This window comes from Bordetella petrii, from assembly GCF_017356245.1.
Classification (GTDB): Bacteria; Pseudomonadota; Gammaproteobacteria; order Burkholderiales; family Burkholderiaceae_B; genus Bordetella_A; species Bordetella_A petrii_D.
In genome coordinates this window covers 831780-850463 of sequence record NZ_JAFMZZ010000001.1, presented here as the reverse complement: position 1 = coordinate 850463, position 18684 = coordinate 831780, and the positions used below count along the sequence as shown (strand labels likewise).

Annotated in this window: 19 protein-coding genes; 16 read left to right on the top strand and 3 right to left on the bottom strand. The window is 69.3% G+C overall.

The window, feature by feature from the left end; translation table 11 throughout:
• Positions 1-6: 6 nt before the first annotated feature.
• The 7 genes from J2P76_RS04060 to flhF all read left to right on the top strand — a co-directional run bounded on the left by J2P76_RS04060 (position 7) and on the right by flhF (position 9470).
• Positions 7-1062 carry a protein-glutamate methylesterase/protein-glutamine glutaminase gene (locus tag J2P76_RS04060; protein ID WP_207409109.1) on the top strand — a complete coding sequence of 352 codons (1056 nt, stop codon included), beginning with the start codon at positions 7-9 and terminating at the stop codon, positions 1060-1062.
• Between the two features lie 48 nt (positions 1063-1110).
• Positions 1111-1500 (top strand): chemotaxis response regulator CheY, encoded by a 390-nt coding sequence (gene cheY, locus J2P76_RS04055; protein ID WP_207404634.1) that lies wholly within the window; start codon positions 1111-1113, stop codon positions 1498-1500.
• 8 nt (positions 1501-1508) lie between these two features.
• On the top strand, positions 1509-2141 hold the full coding sequence (gene cheZ, locus J2P76_RS04050; protein ID WP_207404632.1) for a protein phosphatase CheZ: 633 nt from the start codon (positions 1509-1511) through the stop codon (positions 2139-2141).
• 72 nt (positions 2142-2213) lie between these two features.
• The gene (locus J2P76_RS04045) at positions 2214-3746 is read left to right on the top strand and encodes a methyl-accepting chemotaxis protein (RefSeq protein ID WP_207404630.1); all 1533 of its coding nucleotides are present in this window, start codon (positions 2214-2216) and stop codon (positions 3744-3746) included.
• 109 nt (positions 3747-3855) lie between these two features.
• On the top strand, positions 3856-4995 hold the full coding sequence (gene flhB, locus J2P76_RS04040; RefSeq protein ID WP_207404628.1) for a flagellar biosynthesis protein FlhB: 1140 nt from the start codon (positions 3856-3858) through the stop codon (positions 4993-4995).
• Positions 4996-5022: 27 nt separating this feature from the next.
• Positions 5023-7137, top strand: coding sequence for a flagellar biosynthesis protein FlhA (gene flhA / locus J2P76_RS04035; protein WP_207404626.1), 2115 nt, complete (start codon positions 5023-5025; stop codon positions 7135-7137).
• A complete protein-coding gene (gene flhF, locus J2P76_RS04030; RefSeq protein ID WP_207404624.1) occupies positions 7134-9470 on the top strand; it encodes a flagellar biosynthesis protein FlhF in 2337 nt (778 codons plus the stop codon). The genes flhA and flhF overlap by 4 nt, the downstream gene beginning before the upstream one ends.
• A 128-nt stretch (positions 9471-9598) precedes the next feature.
• Here flhF and J2P76_RS04025 read toward each other — a convergent pair whose 3' ends face one another.
• The 3 genes from J2P76_RS04025 to flgA all read right to left on the bottom strand — a co-directional run bounded on the left by J2P76_RS04025 (position 9599) and on the right by flgA (position 11230).
• Positions 9599-10069 carry a flagella synthesis protein FlgN gene (locus tag J2P76_RS04025; RefSeq protein ID WP_207409108.1) on the bottom strand — a complete coding sequence of 157 codons (471 nt, stop codon included), beginning with the start codon at positions 10067-10069 and terminating at the stop codon, positions 9599-9601.
• Between the two features lie 29 nt (positions 10070-10098).
• A complete protein-coding gene (gene flgM, locus J2P76_RS04020) occupies positions 10099-10389 on the bottom strand; it encodes a flagellar biosynthesis anti-sigma factor FlgM (RefSeq protein ID WP_207404622.1) in 291 nt (96 codons plus the stop codon).
• A 124-nt stretch (positions 10390-10513) separates the two neighbouring features.
• A complete protein-coding gene (gene flgA, locus J2P76_RS04015; RefSeq protein WP_207404620.1) occupies positions 10514-11230 on the bottom strand; it encodes a flagellar basal body P-ring formation chaperone FlgA in 717 nt (238 codons plus the stop codon).
• A gap of 178 nt (positions 11231-11408) precedes the next feature.
• On the opposite strand from flgA, the gene flgB reads away from it, so the two are divergent.
• Genes flgB through flgJ form a run of 9 tightly spaced genes read left to right on the top strand, consistent with a single transcriptional unit; the run spans position 11409 to position 18652 of the window.
• The gene (flgB, locus tag J2P76_RS04010) at positions 11409-11816 is read left to right on the top strand and encodes a flagellar basal body rod protein FlgB (protein ID WP_207404618.1); all 408 of its coding nucleotides are present in this window, start codon (positions 11409-11411) and stop codon (positions 11814-11816) included.
• 16 nt (positions 11817-11832) lie between these two features.
• Positions 11833-12252, top strand: a complete 420-nt coding sequence (flgC, locus tag J2P76_RS04005; RefSeq protein ID WP_207404616.1) for a flagellar basal body rod protein FlgC — start codon at positions 11833-11835, stop codon at positions 12250-12252.
• A gap of 21 nt (positions 12253-12273) precedes the next feature.
• Entirely contained in the window at positions 12274-12969 is a 696-nt protein-coding gene (locus tag J2P76_RS04000; protein ID WP_207404614.1) for a flagellar hook capping FlgD N-terminal domain-containing protein, read from the top strand.
• Positions 12970-13019: 50 nt separating this feature from the next.
• Positions 13020-14261 carry a flagellar hook protein FlgE gene (flgE, locus tag J2P76_RS03995; protein ID WP_207404612.1) on the top strand — a complete coding sequence of 414 codons (1242 nt, stop codon included), beginning with the start codon at positions 13020-13022 and terminating at the stop codon, positions 14259-14261.
• A gap of 27 nt (positions 14262-14288) precedes the next feature.
• Complete coding sequence (locus J2P76_RS03990; protein WP_207404610.1) at positions 14289-15038, top strand: flagellar basal body rod protein FlgF; 750 nt, start codon at positions 14289-14291, stop codon at positions 15036-15038.
• 54 nt (positions 15039-15092) lie between these two features.
• Positions 15093-15878 carry a flagellar basal-body rod protein FlgG gene (gene flgG / locus J2P76_RS03985; protein WP_207404608.1) on the top strand — a complete coding sequence of 262 codons (786 nt, stop codon included), beginning with the start codon at positions 15093-15095 and terminating at the stop codon, positions 15876-15878.
• The gene (locus J2P76_RS03980) at positions 15878-16567 is read left to right on the top strand and encodes a flagellar basal body L-ring protein FlgH (RefSeq protein WP_207404607.1); all 690 of its coding nucleotides are present in this window, start codon (positions 15878-15880) and stop codon (positions 16565-16567) included. Before flgG ends, J2P76_RS03980 begins: the two co-directional genes overlap by 1 nt.
• A 2-nt stretch (positions 16568-16569) precedes the next feature.
• Positions 16570-17703, top strand: coding sequence for a flagellar basal body P-ring protein FlgI (locus tag J2P76_RS03975; protein WP_242697284.1), 1134 nt, complete (start codon positions 16570-16572; stop codon positions 17701-17703).
• A gap of 7 nt (positions 17704-17710) precedes the next feature.
• Positions 17711-18652 (top strand): flagellar assembly peptidoglycan hydrolase FlgJ, encoded by a 942-nt coding sequence (gene flgJ / locus J2P76_RS03970; protein ID WP_207404606.1) that lies wholly within the window; start codon positions 17711-17713, stop codon positions 18650-18652.
• Positions 18653-18684 lie beyond the last annotated feature (32 nt).

The following is an 18684-nucleotide window of genomic DNA, read 5'->3' as shown; positions in this document are numbered from 1 at the left end:
GCGATGATGAAGAAAATAAGCGTTCTGTGCGTGGACGATTCGGCCCTGGTGCGCGGCCTGATGACCGAGATCATCAACAGCCACGAGGACATGGAAGTGGTGGCGGTCGCGCCGGACCCGCTGGTGGCGCGCGAACTGATCAAGCAGCACAACCCCGACGTGCTGACGCTGGATGTGGAAATGCCCCGCATGGACGGGCTGGATTTCCTTGAGAAACTGATGCGGCTGCGGCCCATGCCGGTGGTGATGGTGTCGTCGCTGACCGAGCGCGGCGGCGAAACCACCTTGCGGGCGCTGGAGCTGGGCGCCATCGATTTCGTGACCAAGCCCAAGCTCGGCATCCGCCACGGCATGCTCGAATATGCCGAGCTGATTGCCGACAAAATCCGCGCCGCGGCCCGGGCCCGCCTGCCGGTGCCGGCCGCCGCCTCGCAGGCCGCGCCCCTGGTGCGCCTGCGCAGCCCGTACGCCAGCTCGGAAAAACTGGTGATGGTGGGCGCCTCGACGGGCGGCACCGAGGCGATCCGCGAAGTGCTGCGGCCGCTGCCGCCGGACAGCCCGGCCATGCTGATCACCCAGCATATGCCGGCCGGCTTCACGCGTTCGTTCGCCCAGCGCCTGGACGCCCTGTGCGCCGTTACGGTGCGCGAGGCCGCGCACGGCGAACGGGTGCTGCCGGGCCACGTGTACCTGGCGCCCGGCGGCGATACGCATATGAAGCTGGGGCGCAGCGGCGCCAACTACGTGATCGAGCTCGAGGCCAGCGAACCGGTCAACCGCCACCGCCCGTCGGTGGATGTGCTGTTCCGTTCGGCAGCCAGCGCGGCCGGCGCCAACGCCATCGGCGTGATCCTGACCGGCATGGGCAAGGATGGCGCCGCCGGCATGCTGGCGATGCGGCAGGCCGGCGCGCACACGCTGGCGCAGGACGAGGCCAGCTGCGTGGTGTTCGGCATGCCGCGCGAGGCCATCGCATTGGGCGCCGCCGCCGAAGTGGTGCCGCTGGGGGCCATGAGCGAACGCATCCTGACGCGCCTGGGCGACCGCGCGAACCGGGTTTGACGCCGCGGCGCGGGCCGCGGGCTGCCAAGATTATTTTCTGGAGTTGAAATGATAGACAAGGGTATGAAGATTCTGGTGGTGGATGATTTCCCCACGATGCGGCGCATTATCCGCAACCTGCTCAAGGAGCTGGGTTTCGAGAATGTGGATGAGGCCGAAGACGGCGCCATCGGCCTGGAAAAGCTGCGCAACGGCAGCTTCCAGTTCGTGGTGTCGGACTGGAACATGCCCAATCTGGATGGCCTGGAAATGCTCAAGCAGATCCGCGCCGACGGCGCGCTGAAGTCGCTGCCGGTGCTGATGGTGACGGCCGAAGCCAAGAAAGAGAACATCGTCGCCGCCGCGCAGGCCGGCGCCAATGGCTATGTGGTCAAGCCGTTCACCGCGGCGACGCTGGAAGAAAAGCTGACCAAGATCTTCGAGAAAATCGCTGGCTGAGGTGCGGGATGAGTGCAATCGAAACTGGCAATAGCGGGGACCCGGCCGACCTCATACACCGCATCGCCTCGCTGACGCGCATGCTGCGCGACAGCATGCGCGAGCTGGGCCTGGACCAGGCCATCAAGGATGCCGCGCAAGCCATTCCCGATGCCCGCGACCGCCTGCGCTACGTGGCGCAGATGACCGAGCAGGCCGCCAACCGCGTGCTGAACGCCACCGAGGCGGCGGGGCCGCTGCAGGACCAGCTGGCGCGCTCGGCGCAGGCGCTGGACACGCGCTGGCAGCAGTGGTTCGACCAGCCGCTGGAACTGCCCGAGGCGCGCGAGCTGGTCAATGACACGCGGGCCTTCCTGGCCGACGTGCCGGTGCGCACGCAGCAGACCCAGAGCCGGCTGATGGAAATCGTGATGGCGCAGGACTTCCAGGACCTGACCGGCCAGGTGATCATGCGCATGATGGACGTGGTGGGCGCCATCGAGCGGGAACTGCTGCAGGTGTTGCTGGACAACGTGCCGCAGGAACGCCGCGACGAGGCGCAGACCTTGCTCAACGGGCCGCAGGTCAGCCCGGACGGCAAGGCCGACGTAGTGACCAGCCAGGACCAGGTCGACGACCTGCTGGCCAGTCTGGGGTTCTAGGGCCTTTCAGCGCGAAGCAGGGCCTCGCCACGGCGCCCGTCGAAGGCGCCGGGCATCGACAAGGAGACGGGCATGGCGCATTCTTCGTTGCGTTGGGGCGGGCTCTGGCGGCTGGTGCGGCGGCTGGACCGCGGCCAGGCGGCACTGGCGGACCGCGCCTGGTCGGCCAGTCCGCTGGCGCGGCCGCTGCACCGCTTCCTGGCGCGCATGCGCACCCACGTGGTGGCGGTGCGGCAGGCCAGCATCCAGATCGCGCTGAATGCCGCCCGTACGCAGTACCAGGCCAGCCAGTGCGCGGCGCTGGCGCGCGAGCAGGCCGCGGCGGCCGAGGCGCTGGCCGGCAGCGGCGCGCAGATCGAACAACTGTCGGATGCGGCTTCCGAGCACATGCGCGAGATCGCCCAGGTGTCGGCGCGCAATCTCGATGCGGCCCAGGCCGCGCTGCAGGCCTTGGGCGAGGTGAAGGACCGCATGGCGCGCATGACGGCCGAGATGGCCGGGCTGGCGGGCGTGGTCGAGCAGCTGACGCAGCGGGCCCGTTCGGTGGCCGACATCAGCCGCCTGATCAAGGACGTGTCGCTGCAGACCCAGCTGCTGGCGCTCAACGCCGGAGTGGAAGCCGCGCGCGCCGGCGAAGCGGGCCGCGGCTTTGCCGTCGTGGCGACCGAAGTAGGGCGCCTGGCCGAGCGGGTCAATGCGGCAACCGGCGAGATCGGCGCCCACACCGGCGAAATGCTGGAGCTGGTCGAGGCCACGCAGCGCCAGGCCGGGACGCTGCGCGCCGATATCGATGCCTCGGGCGGCCAGCTGGACCTGACGCGCGACGAGTTCGCGCGCTTCGTGCGCGATTTCGACGGCATGAACGGCCAGGTGGCGCAGGTGCTGCGCGCGGTGGACGAGGTGGACGCCACCAACCACGACATGAATGCCCGCATCGGTCATGTGGCGACCCTGAGCGCCGATGTGCTGAGCCGCGCGGCGGCGATGTCGGAGCAGGTCGAGCGCATCCGGGCGCAGACCGAAAGCGTGCAGGAAGTGCTGGCCGGCATGCGCACCGGAGGCACGGCGTTCGACCGCCTGTCGGCGATGCTGGCGGCCTTCCGGGATGCCGCGCAACGCCTGCTGCAGGACGCCGCCGCCCAGGGCGTGGATGTGTTCGACCGGCATTACCAGCGCATTCCGGACAGCGATCCGCCGCGCTATCACACCCGCTACGACCGGGCCGTGGAGCAGCCGCTTACCCGGCTGCTGGACCAGGTGCTGGATTCGGTGGCCGGCGGCAGCTACACCATCGTGGTCGATGCGTCGGGCTACGCCCCGGCCCACAACAGCCGCTATTCGCATGCGCCCAGCGGCGACCGCGCGGCCGACGTGGCCCGGGTGCGGCACAAGCGGATCTTCAACGATCCGGTGGGCGCGCGGCTGGCGGCCAATACCGCGGGGCAGCTGTTCCAGACTTATTCGCGCGACACGGGCGAGATTGTCAATGATGTGTCGCTGCCGCTGTTCCTGGATGGCGCGCACTGGGGCGCGGTGCGCATCGGCCTGGACTATGCGCGCTTCGAGGGCGAGTTCGCGGGCCGGCTGCCGCGCCCCGCTGAATAGCGCCGCTTTCTTGCTGTTTCTTGGGTGATCGCCGGCGGCCCGGGCCTCCTAGAATCTCGGCGAGCCACCCCGTTTGCGCACGGCAGGGGCGGCGGACGAAACCGCGAGCATGGCCGACGACAGCGATCTGGAGAAAACCGAATCCGCCTCTCCCAGGCGCCTGGAAAAGGCGCGCGAGGAGGGGCAGATCGCGCGTTCGCGCGAGCTGGGTACGTTTCTGCTGCTGGCGGCCGGCGTGGGCGGCTTGTGGCTGAGCGGTTCGATGCTGTACCGCGGCCTGACCGGCGTGCTGCGCGACGGGCTGGGGTTCGACGCGCGGCTCGGGCGCGACCCCGGCATCATGGTCGCCCAGGCTGTCGACAGCGCCGGCCAGGCATTGCTGGTGGTGCTGCCCATTTTCGGCGTGCTGATGGTGGTGGCGGTGCTGGCCAGTGTGCTGTTGGGCGGCTTTGTGTTTTCCGCCAAGCCGCTGCAGCCGGATTTTGCGAAGCTGAGCCTGTTTTCCGGCCTGAAGCGCATGGTGTCGGCGCAGACCGTGGTGGAACTGCTCAAGGCCATTGCCAAGGCGCTGCTGGTGGGTAGCGTGGCCGTGGCCGTGATCGGCGGGCACCGCGACGATATGCTGGCGCTGATGCACGCCGCGCCCACCGAAGCGCTGGTGCAGGCCTTGTCCCTGGTCGCGCTGTGCGCGGCCCTGATCGTGGCGTCGCTGGGCATCATCGTGCTGCTGGACGTGCCGTGGCAGATCTGGAGCCATTTGAAGAAGCTGCGCATGTCCAAGGAAGACGTGCGGCAGGAACACAAGGAAAGCGAAGGCGATCCGCACATCAAGGCGCGCATCCGCCAGCAGCAGCGGGCCATGGCCCGGCGGCGCATGATGAGCGAGGTGCCGCGCGCCGACGTGGTGGTTACCAACCCCACCCACTACGCCGTGGCGTTGCGCTATGCCGACGGGCAGCCGGCGCCGCGCGTGGTGGCCAAGGGCACCGGCCTGGTGGCCGCCCGCATCCGCGAACTGGCCGCCGAGCATCGCGTGCCGATGCTGCAGGCGCCGCCGCTGGCGCGGGCCCTGCACCAGCATGTCGAGCTGGGGCAGGAGATTCCGGCAGCGCTGTACACCGCCGTGGCCGAGGTTCTGGCCTGGGTGTTCCAGCTGCGCAGCTGGCGCGCGGAGTGGGGCGCCGAGCCGTCCGCGCCGACCGGCCTGGTGGTGCCCGCCGAACTTGACCCTCTTGCCGGCGCCCAGTAACAGAATGGGCCTGGAGACTTTTTACGCATGAGCCAACTGCTTTCCGCATTGAAGACCCACGGGGCGGCCAACGCCCGCATGCTGGCCGGACCGGTACTGATCGTGCTGGTGCTGGGCATGATGGTGCTGCCGCTGCCCACGTTCCTGCTCGACTTGCTGTTCACGTTCAACATCGCGCTGTCGGTAATGATCCTGCTGGTGGCGATGTTCACGCGCAAGCCGCTGGATTTTGCCGCGTTTCCCGCCGTACTGCTGTTTGCCACGCTGCTGCGCCTGTCGCTGAACGTGGCCTCGACCCGCGTCGTGCTGCTGCACGGCCATACCGGGCCCGACGCGGCGGGCAAGGTGATCGAGGCCTTCGGGCACTTCCTGGTGGGCGGCAACTTCGCCGTGGGGATCATTCTGTTCGTGATCCTGACCATCATCAACTTCATCGTCATCACCAAGGGCGCGGGGCGCATCGCCGAAGTCGGCGCCCGCTTTACCCTGGACGCCATGCCCGGCAAGCAGATGGCCATCGATGCCGATCTGAATGCGGGGCTGATCGGCGAAGACGAGGCGCGGCGCCGGCGCGCCGAGGTTTCGCAGGAAGCCGACTTCTTCGGCTCGATGGACGGCGCCAGCAAGTTCGTGCGCGGCGACGCGATCGCCGGCCTGCTGATCATGGTGATCAACGTCCTGGGCGGCCTGATCGTGGGCATGGCGCAGCACGACATGGCCATCGGCGACGCATCGCGCGTGTACACGCTGCTGACGATCGGCGACGGCCTGGTGGCGCAGATTCCGGCGCTGGTGATTTCGACCGCCGCCGGCGTGGTGGTGTCGAGGGTGTCGACCGACCAGGACGTGGGCCAGCAGATGCTGGCGCAATTGTTCTCGAACCCCAGCGTATTGTTTCTGACCGCGGCCATTATCGGCATCATGGGCCTGATTCCCAACATGCCGCACGTGGCGTTCCTGACGCTGGCCGCCATTCTGGCCGGCACCGGCTGGATGCTGTTGCGGCGTGCGCAGGCCGCCGAGCAGGCCACGGCCGGCCAGCCGTCGCAGGCGGCGGCGCAGGCCCAGGCCGCCGCCGCCGAGGCCAGCTGGGAAGATGTCTCGATGGTGGACCCGCTGGGGCTGGAAGTGGGCTACCGCCTGATTCCGCTGGTGGACCATTCCCAGAACGGCGAACTGCTGCACCGCATCCGCAGCCTGCGCAAGAAGTTCGCCCAGGACGTGGGCTTCCTGCCGCCGGTCGTGCACATCCGCGACAACCTGGAATTGAAGCCCAACGACTACCGCATTCTGTTGTCCGGCGTGGAGATCGGCCGCGGCATGGCCATGCCGAACCAGTGGCTGGCCATCGACCCGGGCGGCGTGACCACCCCGATCAAGGGCACGGCGACCACCGATCCGGCCTTCGGGCTGCCGGCGCTGTGGATCGACAGCAGCCAGCGCGACCCGGCCCAGGCGGCCGGCTACACCGTGGTGGATGCCAGTACAGTGGTGGCCACGCACCTGAACCACATGATGCATCGCCACGGCGCCAGCCTGCTGGGCCGCCAGGAAGCCCAGCAGCTGCTGGACCGCATTGGCGCCGAGGCCCCCAAGCTGGTCGAGGACCTGGTGCCCAAGACCCTGTCGCTGACCACGCTGCAGAAAGTGCTGCAGGGCCTGCTGGCCGAAGAGGTGCCCATACGCGACATGCGCTCCATCGTGGATACCCTGGCCGAGCACGCGCCGCGGCTGGCCGCGCAGGCCGCGGCCACGGGCGGCCAGGCCGATGTGCCCGAATTGATCGCCCTGACGCGCCGCGCGCTGGGCCGCGCCATTACGCAACAGTGGTTCCCCGGCGATGGCGAGCTGCAGGTGATCGGCCTGGATGTGAAGCTGGAGCGCGTGCTGACCCAGGCCCTGACCACCAGCGGCGGCCTCGAGCCCGGCCTGGCCGATACGCTGCTGCGCGAGGCGCAGAGCAGCGTGGCCCGGCAGGAGGCGCAGGGCCAGGCGCCCGTGCTGGTGGTGTCGCCGCCTTTGCGCGCGCCGCTGTCGCGCTTCCTGCGCCACCACCTGCCTCAGTTGGGCGTGTTGTCCAATGCCGAGATTCCCGATGAGCGCATGCTGCGGGTGACGGCGCTGATCGGTGCCGGCGCATGAAGATAAGCAGATTCATCGGCGCCACCAGCCGTGAAGTGATGCGCCAGGTGCGCGCGGCGCTGGGCCCGGAAGCCCTGATCGTTTCCAACCGCAGCGTGGCCGATGGCGTCGAGGTGCTGGCCACCCTGGACGAACACGCCGCCGCCGCACCCCTTGACGAGCCTGTCGCCACGCCTGTGGCCGCCTTGCCGGCTCCGCAGGCGCCGCTGCCCGCGGCCCGGCCGCCCGCGCCGGCGGCCGTGGATGCCGCGGCCGGCCTGGAAGCAGCCATCGGGGCGCTGCGGGGCGAACTGGAAACCCGGCTGGACGGCCTGCTGTGGGGCGGCGCCGAGGCGCCGGGCCGCGAACCGCGGCGCGCGGCGCTGTTCCGCCTGCTGCTCGACGCCGGGTTCAGCGCGCGCCTGGCGCGGGCGATGCTGGAGCGCCTGCCGGCCGGCCTGGGCCAGCGCGAGGCGCAGTCATGGGTGCGTAACGAGCTGGTGACGCATTTGCCGGTGCTGGCCCGCGAAGACGATTTGTGGGCCCAGGGCGGCGTATATGCGCTGGTGGGGCCCACGGGGGTGGGCAAGACCACCACGCTGGCCAAGCTGGCCGCGCGCTGCGTGGCGCGCGAGGGCCGCGAGCAGGTCGCGATGCTGACGACCGACAACTTCCGCATTGGCGCGCTGGAGCAATTGCAGATCTACGGCCGCCTGATGGGCGTGCCGGCGCGCTCGGTGCGCGACGAGGCCGAGCTGCGCGCCACGCTGGCCGAATTGGGCGATCGCAAGGTGGTGTTGATCGACACCACCGGCATCAGCCAGCGCGACCGCAATGTGGCGGCCCAGGCCGCGCTGTTATGCGGCGCGGGCCGGACGGTGCGGCGCCTGCTGGTGCTGAACGCGGCCAGCCAGGGCGATACGCTGGACGAGGTGGCGCACGCCTATCGGCACGGCGCGGGCGAGGACGTGGCGGGTTGCATCATTACCAAGCTCGACGAGGCGTCGCGCCTGGGGCCCGCGCTGGATACGGCGGTGCGCCACCGGCTGCCGGTGCACTATATATGCGTGGGGCAGAAGGTGCCGGAAGACCTGGCGCCGGCGCGCGCGGACGAACTGGTGGACCGTGCGCTGGCGGCGCCTGCGCAGGCGCCCGCACTGTACGCGCCCAGCGAGGCGGACATGGCCTCGCTGTGGCGTGCGCGCGCTGCGGCGCCCGACGACGCCGCGCAACGTCGGCGCCAGTGGCTGGCGGCGGCACTGCTGCCGGGCGGCGCGGCGGCCGGGCCGTCATTGGACCAGGCGCTGGCCTGGCTGGATGGCGATTCCGCCTGCCGGCTGGCGCGCGCCGCCTGGCGCGAAGCGGATGCGTCGCGCGACGCGGCGGCCGGGCGTGGCGTGCCGGACGCCGGCCTGGCGGGCGCCCGGCAAGCCTTTGCGTCGGCCTGCGACCGGCATTTGCTGGCGCTGCATGGCGCGGCCGCGCTGGACGGCGCCGGATTGCCCGGCGCCCGGCTGCAGGCCGCCTTGCTGCTCAGCGATCGTGGCGCCGCGCTGGGTGCGGCCGACGGCCGGCTGCACCGTCCGCAGGCGGCCGTCGCGCCGGCCCAGGTACGGGCCGGCGGTTTCGGCCGCGCCCTGGCGGAGCGGGCCGCGGCCCTGGCCGAAGGCATGCCCAGGGTGCCGCTGGTGCACCTGATCGAGCCTGGCGACGGGCCCGCCTGGCGCAGCCTGCCGGCCGGCACGGCCTGGCTGGCGCGCTGCGCCGGCGCCATGAAGGTGCTGCACGATGATTGTCCGACCACGCTGAACGCGGTGGGCAAGGCCCTGGGCTATCTGCCGGCCGGCCCGCTGGATGCCGCGGCCGGCGTCGCGGTCTTGCCGGGATCGGCCCGGGGCCAGTCGCTCGAACTCTGGGCGTCGGGCACCGAAGTGGCCGTGCCGCGCCGTGGCGCGCCGCCCCTGGCGCTGCGGCTGGTGTGCGCCCGGGTGGCCACGGCCGACGGAGCGGTGCTGCGCCAGCTGTTCGGCCTGACCAGCCTGCCGGCGGGTCAGGCGGATGCAAGCACCGTGGCCCGCTGGCTGGCGCTGCAGGAACGGGCGCGCGGCGCGTTCCGCGAGATGGCGCAGGCCTGGCCGGCGTTGCCGGCCGGCACGGGCGCGGCCGGGCTGGCTGCGCGCGCGGCCCTGGCGGCACAACTGGGCGCGGCCTGCTGGCAGGCGGCCCACGCGCCCGGCGCCGCCGTCCTGGAACTGCCGCTGCGCGGCGCACTGGGAGCGGGGCGAAAGCTCAACACGCGCGCCATGCCGGCCGCCATGCTGAAATTGTTTTCGATGCTGGAAATGGCCGCTTGAACGGCGGCGGGGAACGAGGGCCGGGCGCCAGGCTGCGCAGGGTGCCTGGCACGGAAGTGTGCGGCGATTGTCTCAGCAGCACGGTGTCTGACACCCTGCGGGAGTCAGACACCTACCCGAGTCCTGGCTCAGGCGGCGACGATGTTCTTTCCGCCGTAGGCGCCGCGGCGTCCGCGGCCCTGGGCGTCATAGGTGCCGGCGCTGGCCAAGCCGCCCAGCTCGCGCAGGGCATCCAGCGACTGCTGCGTATAGCGCAGGCTGACTTCCACCAGGGCGCTGTTGCGGGCGTTGCGTTCGCGCGCGATGGCGGCGTTGGCCAGCAGCGTGCGCCAGGCCTGCGCCAGTTGCGGGTCGCGCGCGGCGGCATGCTCGGTGCCTTCGTGCCCTTCAGGCAGGCCCATCTGTGCGAGCAGCGCATCGCGATGGTCGCTGAGCGCGGCCAATTGCAGGGCCAGGGTTTCTTTGTGGCGCGACAGTTCCGGCAATTGCTGGAATGCGGTGCGGTCGACCAGGACATGGGTTTCGGTGTCGAGCGCGGCGGAGAATTCCTGCACCAGGGTGTTTTCGCGTGCCAGGCAATCGAGCAGGGAAGTGGGCATGTCCATGGAGCGGGCCGTGCGTGAGAAGTCTATTTGAGCAAGTCCCGGGCGCTGGCGATCAGGCTGTCGGCGATGCGGCCGGCGTCGATCTGCAGTTGCCCGGAAGCGATGGCGGCGCGTATGGCGGCTACGCGTTCGACGTTGATGTCGCTGCCGCCGTCCTGCAGGGCAAGCAGCTGGCGCGATGCGGGGCTGAGCGCCACCTGCGCGCTGCCGCCGCCCGGCGCCGCGGCCGACGGCGCCGCGCCGGCCGGGGTGTCGGCCCGCCCGCCAGGCGCCTGGGCGCCGATCGGCCGGGAAGAGGGAGGGGTGATTTTCAAGGCAGTCTCCGCAAGGCGTTGTGCCGGCAGGCGCTGCAAGGGGCGGCCGGCTCTGGTCCTTGTAACGGCCGCCGCGCGGCGAACTTTAGCAGGCCCGCCGGGTGAATGTCTTCAATATGTAACATTACAGGACGACCTCGACCAGGGTGGCGTTGCGCACGATGCCGCTGACGATCTGGCCCGACGGCGTGCGCACCTGCACGGGTGCGCCCGGCGGGGCGTCGTCCAGCGCCTCGCCCTCGCTGCTGATCACGAAGCCGGGCCCGCGCGCGGTGACCCGCACCTGCTGGCCCCGCGTGACGGCCCGGGCGCTGCGCAGGGCCGTGCCCTTGATGGCCTGCCCGGCGGCGATGCGGTAGCGGGCCCGCATGCCGACGATGGCCGCCGGATCGACCACCACGCCGCGGGGCAGCGCCACCAGGTCGCCGTCGCGGGTGGTCAGGTCGCTGGCCTGTATGGCCTGTCCGGCGGGGATCATGTGCGCGGCCACGTAATACTGGCCCCGCACGCTGACGGTGGCCTGCAGGTACAGGGTCCAGGATTGCGGCGCGGTGCAGCGCACGCCGACGGTCATGCGCGGACGAGGGCGCAGCGCCGACGGCAGGAAGGGCGCCAGCTGGGTGCAGGCCGCCGTGCGGGAGGTATCGATGGGATCGAGCGTGACCGACAGCGTGCCGGGCAGGTCGGCGAGCTGCTCGCGCAGGAAGGCCTCGGCCGACTGCCGGATGGCGGCCGCATCGGCCGTGGCATCGGCGCGCGCGGCCGCCCGGGCCGGCGGCGCCGGCAGCAGCACGGTGCCCAGCAGGGCCAGTTGCAGGAGGGCGCGCGATAGCGATTGCATGATGCTGGCATTGTAGAAGCGGGGGGGCACGGCCAAGACCCGAATTGACTCGGAAATAACGGGTTATTTGGCTGATTGTGGCGCGCGCCCGGCCCCTAAGATGCCGTCATGCAAAAAAGGATTGCGGCGCGCCGCGGTCCCGCATGTTCCTTTACTCCTCCCGCAGGACATTCCCAGGATGCTAGACAGGCTCAACGAGGATTTCCGCTTCTACCAACAGGCGATCGCGCTGCGCGCCCAGCGGCAGGAAGTGCTGTCCTCGAACATCGCCAACGCCGACACGCCCAGCTACAAGGCGCGCGACTTCGATTTCCAGACCGCCATGCGCAACGCGCTGGACACGCGCATGCGCCTGCCCGATACGAACCTGACACTGACCTCGGCGCGCCACATACCGGGCAAGGCCGTGACGCCCAACCCGGCCGAGCTGCTGTACCGCCTGCCGTACCAGCCCAGCATCGACGGCAACACCGTCGACATGGATGCCGAGCGCGTGCAGTTCGCCGACAACACGCTGCATTACCAGAGCAGCCTGCAAATGCTGTCGGGCCGCATCCGCTCGATGATGTCGGCCATCCAGGAATAACCCAACGGACTCCGCCATGTCTTTGACCAGCATTTTCAATATCGCCGGTTCGGCGCTGCAGGCCCAGTCGCAGCGCATGAACGTATCGGCCAGCAACCTGGCCAACGCCGACAGCGCGGTGGGCCCGGACGGCCAGCCCTACCGCGCGCGCCAGGTGGTGTTCCAGGTGAATCCGCCCGCCGGCCAGCCTTACGGCCGCGAGATCGGCGGCGTGCGGGTGGCCGGGGTGGTGCAGGATCCCTCGCCGCCCAGGCTCGTCTACGACCCGTCGCACCCGCTGGCCAACCAGCAGGGCTACGTCACGATGCCGAACGTGGATCCGGTGGCCGAGACCGTGAACATGATCGCGGCCTCGCGCTCGTACCAGGCCAACGTGGAAGTGCTCAACACGGCCAAGCAATTGATGATGAAGACGCTGACCATCGGTCAGTCCTGATCCCCCTGAACGGAGCACCGGATGACCACGGTCAACAACAATACCGATCCTACCGGACTGGCGCTGGCGCAGACCGGCGCGGGCGCCAGCACCGCGCAGGGCCTGCAGGACCGCTTCCTGACGCTGCTGGTGACGCAGTTGCAGAACCAGGATCCGCTCAACCCGATGGAAAACGCCGAGCTGACGTCGCAGCTGGCGCAGATTTCGACGGTGGAAGGTATCACCAACCTGAAGAACACCCTGCTGGCCATCAGCGGGCAGATCGACGTGTCGCAGTCGATGAACGCCGTGTCCATGATAGGCAAGGGCGTGCTGATTCCCGGCGAGAAGATCTCGCTGGGCACCGACGCCGCCGATCCGTCCAAGCGCGTGGCCACGCCTTTCGGCATCGACCTGCAGGGCGATGCGGCCAAGGTGTCGGTCAAGATTCTGGATGCTTCCGGCGCGGTGGTGCGCAGCTTCGAACTGGGCGCGCAGGATACCGGGGTGCTGACGCTGGACTGGGACGGTACCAACGATGGCGGGCAGGCGCTGGTGGACGGCAAGTACACGGTGAACGTCAGCGCCACCGACGCCGACGGCAAGAAGGTGCAGGCCGAGACGCTGACCTACGGCAAGGTCAACAGCGTGTCGTATTCCACCGACGGCCTGCGGCTGGACCTGGGCCTGGCCGGCCAGATCAGCATGCTGGATGTACGCAAGGTGCTGGGTACCTGAGGGTACGCGGCGGCAATCGACTAGACACTCACACACGAGCGAGATAACACATGGGTTTCGGACAAGGATTGAGCGGCCTGAACGCCGCGGCGCAGAACCTGGACGTCATCGGCAACAACATCGCCAACTCGGGCACGGTGGGCTTCAAGTCCGCCACGGCGTCGTTCGCCGACGTGTACGCGAGTTCGCGCGTGGGCCTGGGCGTGAAGGTCAGCGCCATCAACCAGCGCTTTTCGGTGGGCAACGTCACCGTCACCGGCGGTGAATACGATATCGCCATCGACGGGCCCAAGGGCTTTTTCCGCCTGACCGACCCCAGCGGCGGCGTGTTCTACTCGCGCAACGGCGAGTTCCTGGTGGACAAGGATTTCTACCTGGTCAATGCCCAGGGCTACCGCCTGACCGGCTACGCGGCCGGCGCGGTGGGTTCGGCGCCGGTGGACTTGCGCCTGCCGCAAGGCAATATCGCGCCCCAGGAAACCAGCGCGGCCAGCCTGCAGACCAACCTGAACGCCAACGCCGACGCGATCGACCCGGCCACGTTGTTCGACCCGACGCTGGCCTCGACCTATACCGATTCGGTGCCGACCACGGTGTACGACTCGCTGGGCAATGCGCACCAGTTGACGCAGTATTTCGTCAAGCGCGAAGCGGTGGCCGGCGAAAGCGTCTACGACGTGTACTACACGCTGGACGGCGAAGCGATGGCGCCGACCACCCAGGATGCCACTTCGGGCGACTGGGGCGGCGCCACGCAGCTGACCTTCGACGCGGCCGGCCGCCTGACGACCACGCCGCCGACGGTGGGCCTGTCGTTCGCCGATCCGGGCGGCACGACTTCGCCGGCCGATCCGCTGGCGATCACCATGAGCTACGACGGCGTCACCCAGTACGGCAGCGATTTCTCGCCCAAGATCACGCAGAACGGCTATTCCAGCGGTGAATATTCGGGCCTGTCCATCAACAAGGACGGCACGCTGCAGGCCAACTACACCAACGGCGAGACGGCCATCATCGGCACCCTGGCGCTGGCCAATTTCAACAACGTGCAAGGCCTGCAGCCGGTCGGCAACAATGCCTGGGCCGAGACGGGCGCGTCGGGCCAGGCCACGCTGGGCCAGCCCGGCACCAACGGCCTGGCGACCGTGGTCGGCCAGGCGGTAGAGGCCTCGAACGTGGACATGAGCAAAGAGCTGGTCAACATGATCGTGGCCCAGCGCACCTACCAGGCCAATGCGCAGACCATCAAGACCCAGGACGAGGTCATGCAGGTGCTGATGAACATGCGCTAAGGCGCAGGTACGGCACGGGAATAAGTCATGGATCGAATCATCTACACCGCCATGGGCGGCGCGGCGCGCGCCGCCGAGCACCAGGCCGTGCTGAGCAACAACATGGCCAATGTCAGCACGCCGGGGTTCCGCGAACAGCTGGCGATGTACCGGTCGGTGCCGGTGCTGGACGGCACATCGCTGCCCACGCGCGTGTCCACCGTGACGGCCACGCCGGGCAGCAATTTCGAGCTGGGCAATATGGAAACCACCGGCCGCGCGCTGGACGTGGCGCTGGCCGGTCCGGGCTGGCTGGCGATCCAGACGCCGCAGGGCGAGGCCTACACCCGCGCCGGCGACCTGCAGGTGGGCGTGAACGGCCTGCTGCAGACCGCGCAGGGCCAGCCGGTGCTGTCTGACCAGAACGGGCCGATCGACGTGCCTGAGCTGGCCACGCTGACCATCGCCAGCGACGGCACCATCACGGCGCTGGGGGCGGGCGATCCGCCCAACAATATCCTGAACCTGGGCCGCCTGAAGATGGTCAACCCGCCCGATACGGCGCTGGTGCGCGGCGACGACGGCGTGTTCCGCATGGCGCAGGGCGGCGGCCTGCCCCTGCCGGCCGACCCGGCGCTGCGCCTTATGTCGGGTGTGCTGGAAAGCAGCAACGCCAGCCCCATCAAGGCCATGGTCGGCATGATCGACAACGCGCGCCGTTTCGAGATGCAGATGCAGGTGATCAGCGAGGCTGACAAGAACGCCGAGCGGGCCAACGGCCTGCTGTCGATGAACTAACCGTTTTTTTGCGCGGGCCGGGCATGCGCCGGGTTCTCGCCAGGAGTTTTCACCATGATGCGTTCGCTGTGGATCGCCAAGACCGGTCTGGAAGGCCAGCAGACTTCGATGGACGTGATTTCCAACAACCTGGCCAACGTCCAGACCAACGGCTTCAAGCGCGGCCGCGCCATCTTCCAGGACCTGATGTACCAGACCCTGCGCCAGCCCGGCGCCCAGGTGGGCGACGCCAACCAGCTGCCCACCGGCCTGCAGCTGGGCACCGGGGTGCGGGTGGCCTCGACCGAACGGGTCTTCACGCAGGGCAACCTGAACAACACCGGCAGCGAGCTGGACATTGCCATCGACGGCAAGGGCTTTCTGCAGGTCGACCTGCCCGACGGCACCCAGGCGTATACGCGCGACGGCACGCTGCAGGTGGACCAGAACGGCCAGCTGACCACCGCCGGCGGCTATGTGGTCCAGCCGCCCATCAACGTGCCCGACAACGCGCTGTCGCTGACGATAGGCAAGGACGGCACGGTGTCGGTGACCCAGCCCGGCGCGGCCGGCCTGAATGTGCAAATCGGCCAGCTGCAACTGGCCACGTTCATCAACCCGCCCGGCCTGCAGAGCGTGGGCGAGAACCTGTACCTGGAAACGGATTCGTCGGGCCCGGCGAATATCCTGCAGCCCGGCATCGACGGGGCGGGTTCCATCCTGCAGCAGTACGTCGAGACCTCGAACGTCAATGTGGCCGAGGAACTGGTCAACATGATCACCACGCAGCGCGCGTACGAGATGAACAGCAAGGCTGTGAAGACCTCGGATGAAATGCTGGCCCGCCTGACGCAGCTGTGATGCCGATGACTGTGCTGCGCCTGCTGTTCGCGGCGGTGCTCGCGCTGGCCGCGGCCGGCTGCGCCATGATCCCGCCCGAGCCCATTGTGACCGGCCCGATGACGGCCGCGCCGCCGTCGCCGCCCATGCCGGCGGCGCAGCCCAATGGCTCGATCTATCAGCCGCGCGTGTACGGCAATTACCCGTTGTTCGAAGACCGCCGGCCGCGCAACGTGGGCGACATCGTCACCATCGTGCTGAACGAGCGCACCAATGCCGCCAAGAACGTGGCCACCAATACCGACCGCAGCGGCAGCGTCGGCCTGGGCATCGCGGCCTCGCCGGGCTTCATGGACAGCTGGGCCAACGCCAAGCTGGACACCGACGCGTCGGGCTCCAACAAGGCCTCGGGCAAGGGCGATTCCAGCGCCAACAATACCTTTACCGGCACCATCACCACCACGGTGATCGGCGTGCTGCCCAACGGCAACCTGCAAGTGGCCGGCGAGAAGCAGATCGCCATCAACCGCGGCAGCGAGTACGTGCGCTTCTCGGGCGTGGTCGATCCGCGCTCGATCACCGGCGCGAACTCGGTGTCGTCGACCCAGGTTGCCGACGCCCGCATCGAATACCGCAGCAAGGGCGTCATGGATGAAGTGCAGACCATGGGCTGGCTGCAGCGCTTTTTCCTGATTGCCTCGCCATTCTGACCATGACGCCTACGCCTTTGTTTTCTGTTCTGCTGCGCCGGGCCGGCCTCGTGCTGGCGGCGGCGCTGCTGGTATTGGCCGGGCCCGCGCGGGCCGAGCGGATCAAGGACCTGGCATCCATCCAGGGCGTGCGCGGCAACCCCCTGATCGGCTACGGCCTGGTGGTGGGCCTGGACGGCAGCGGCGACCAGGTGCGGCAGACGCCGTTCACCCAGCAGAGCCTGACCAACATGCTGTCGCAGCTGGGCATTACCGTGCCGCCCGGCAGCAATATGCAGCTCAAGAACGTGGCCGCCGTCATGGTGACGGCCACGCTGCCGGCTTTTGCCCGGCCGGGGCAGCGGCTGGACGTGGTGGTGTCGTCGATGGGCAATGCCAAGAGCCTGCGCGGCGGCACCCTGCTGATGACGCCGCTCAAGGGCGCCGACAGCCAGGTATATGCCATCGCCCAGGGCAATATCCTGGTGGGCGGGGCCGGCGCGTCGGCGGGCGGCTCCAGCGTGCAGATCAACCAGCTCAACGGCGGCCGCATCAATGCCGGCGCCATCGTCGAGCGCGGCGTGCCGACCTCGTTCGCGCACGACGGCATGATCTATCTGGAGCTGGACGTGACCGACTTCGGCACGACCCAGAATGTGGTGGCCGCGTTGAACCGACAGTTCGGCGCCGGCACCGCGCAGGCGGTGGACGGCCGGGTGGTGCAGGTGCGCGGGCCGGTCAGCGCCGCCGACCAGGCGGCCTTCCTGGCCCGCGTCGAGAACCTGCAGGTGCGGCGCGCGCCGGCCACCGCCAAAGTCATTATCAACGCGCGCACCGGCTCGGTGGTCATGAACCAGACTGTCATGATCGACGAGGCCGCCGTGGCCCACGGCAACCTGTCGGTCATCATCAACCGGCAGGCGCAGGTGTCGCAGCCCGACACGCCGTTCGGCGGCGGCCAGACCGTGGTGGTGCCGAATACGCAGATCGAAGTGCGCCAGGAAGACGGCGCGCTGCACCGGGTGCGCACCAGCGCCAACCTGGCCGATGTGGTCAAGGCGCTGAATGCGCTGGGCGCCACGCCGCAGGACTTGCTGGCCATTTTGCAGGCCATGAAATCCGCCGGCGCGCTGCGCGCCGATCTCGAGATCATCTAGGAACGCCATGGCTTTCGTCAGCTACACGCCGCGGCCGGACGCCCAGCAATCGGTGTTCGACCTGGGCCGCCTGGCCGACCTGAAGCGCGGCGTCCAGGCCAAGCCGGGCGATGCCGCGGCGCAGAAGCAGGTGGCCACCCAGGTCGAGGCGCTGTTCCTGCAGATGATGCTCAAGCGCATGCGCGAGGCCACGCTCAAAAGCGGGCTGTTCGACTCGCAGCAGTCGCAGATGATGCAGTCGATGGCCGACGAGCAGCTGGCGCTGCAACTGTCCCGGCCCGGGGTGGGCCTGGCGCAGGCGATGCTGCGGCAGATGCAGCAGGGCCGGCCGGCGGGGGTGGCCGACGCCGCCCTGGATGGAGCGCTGCAGAATTCCGCCGCGCCGCGCCAGGTGACGGCGCTGCTGGACGTATTGCGCAACAACCGGGCGAGCGACCGGGCGCTGGCCACGGCCGAAGGGGCGCCCGCCCACGTGGTGGATTTCGTGTCGCGCATGGCCGGGCCCGCGCAGGAGGCCGCCCGCCAGACCGGCGTGCCGGCGCGCCTGATCCTGGGCCAGGCCGCGCTGGAATCGGGCTGGGGCCGGCGCGAGCTGAAGTACGACAACGGCAGCACCAGTTACAACCTGTTCGGCATCAAGGCCGGATCGAGCTGGAACGGCAAGGTGGTGAACGTATTGACCACCGAGTACGAAGACGGCGTGGCGCGCAAGGTGGTGCAGCCGTTCCGCGCCTACGGGTCGTACGAGGAGTCGTTCGCCGACTACGCCCGCCTGATCGGCGACAACCCGCGCTACGAGCCGGTACTGCGGGCCCGCGACGAAATCGACGCGGCGCGCCGCATCCAGGCGGCCGGCTACGCCACCGACCCGGCCTATGCCGACAAGCTGATCGCCGTCATGGGCCAGCTGCGCGAGGCGGGCGGCATGGATTTTTCCCGTGCACGCTAAATTCTCGCGCCCGCTTGCCGTTAATCCGGTAT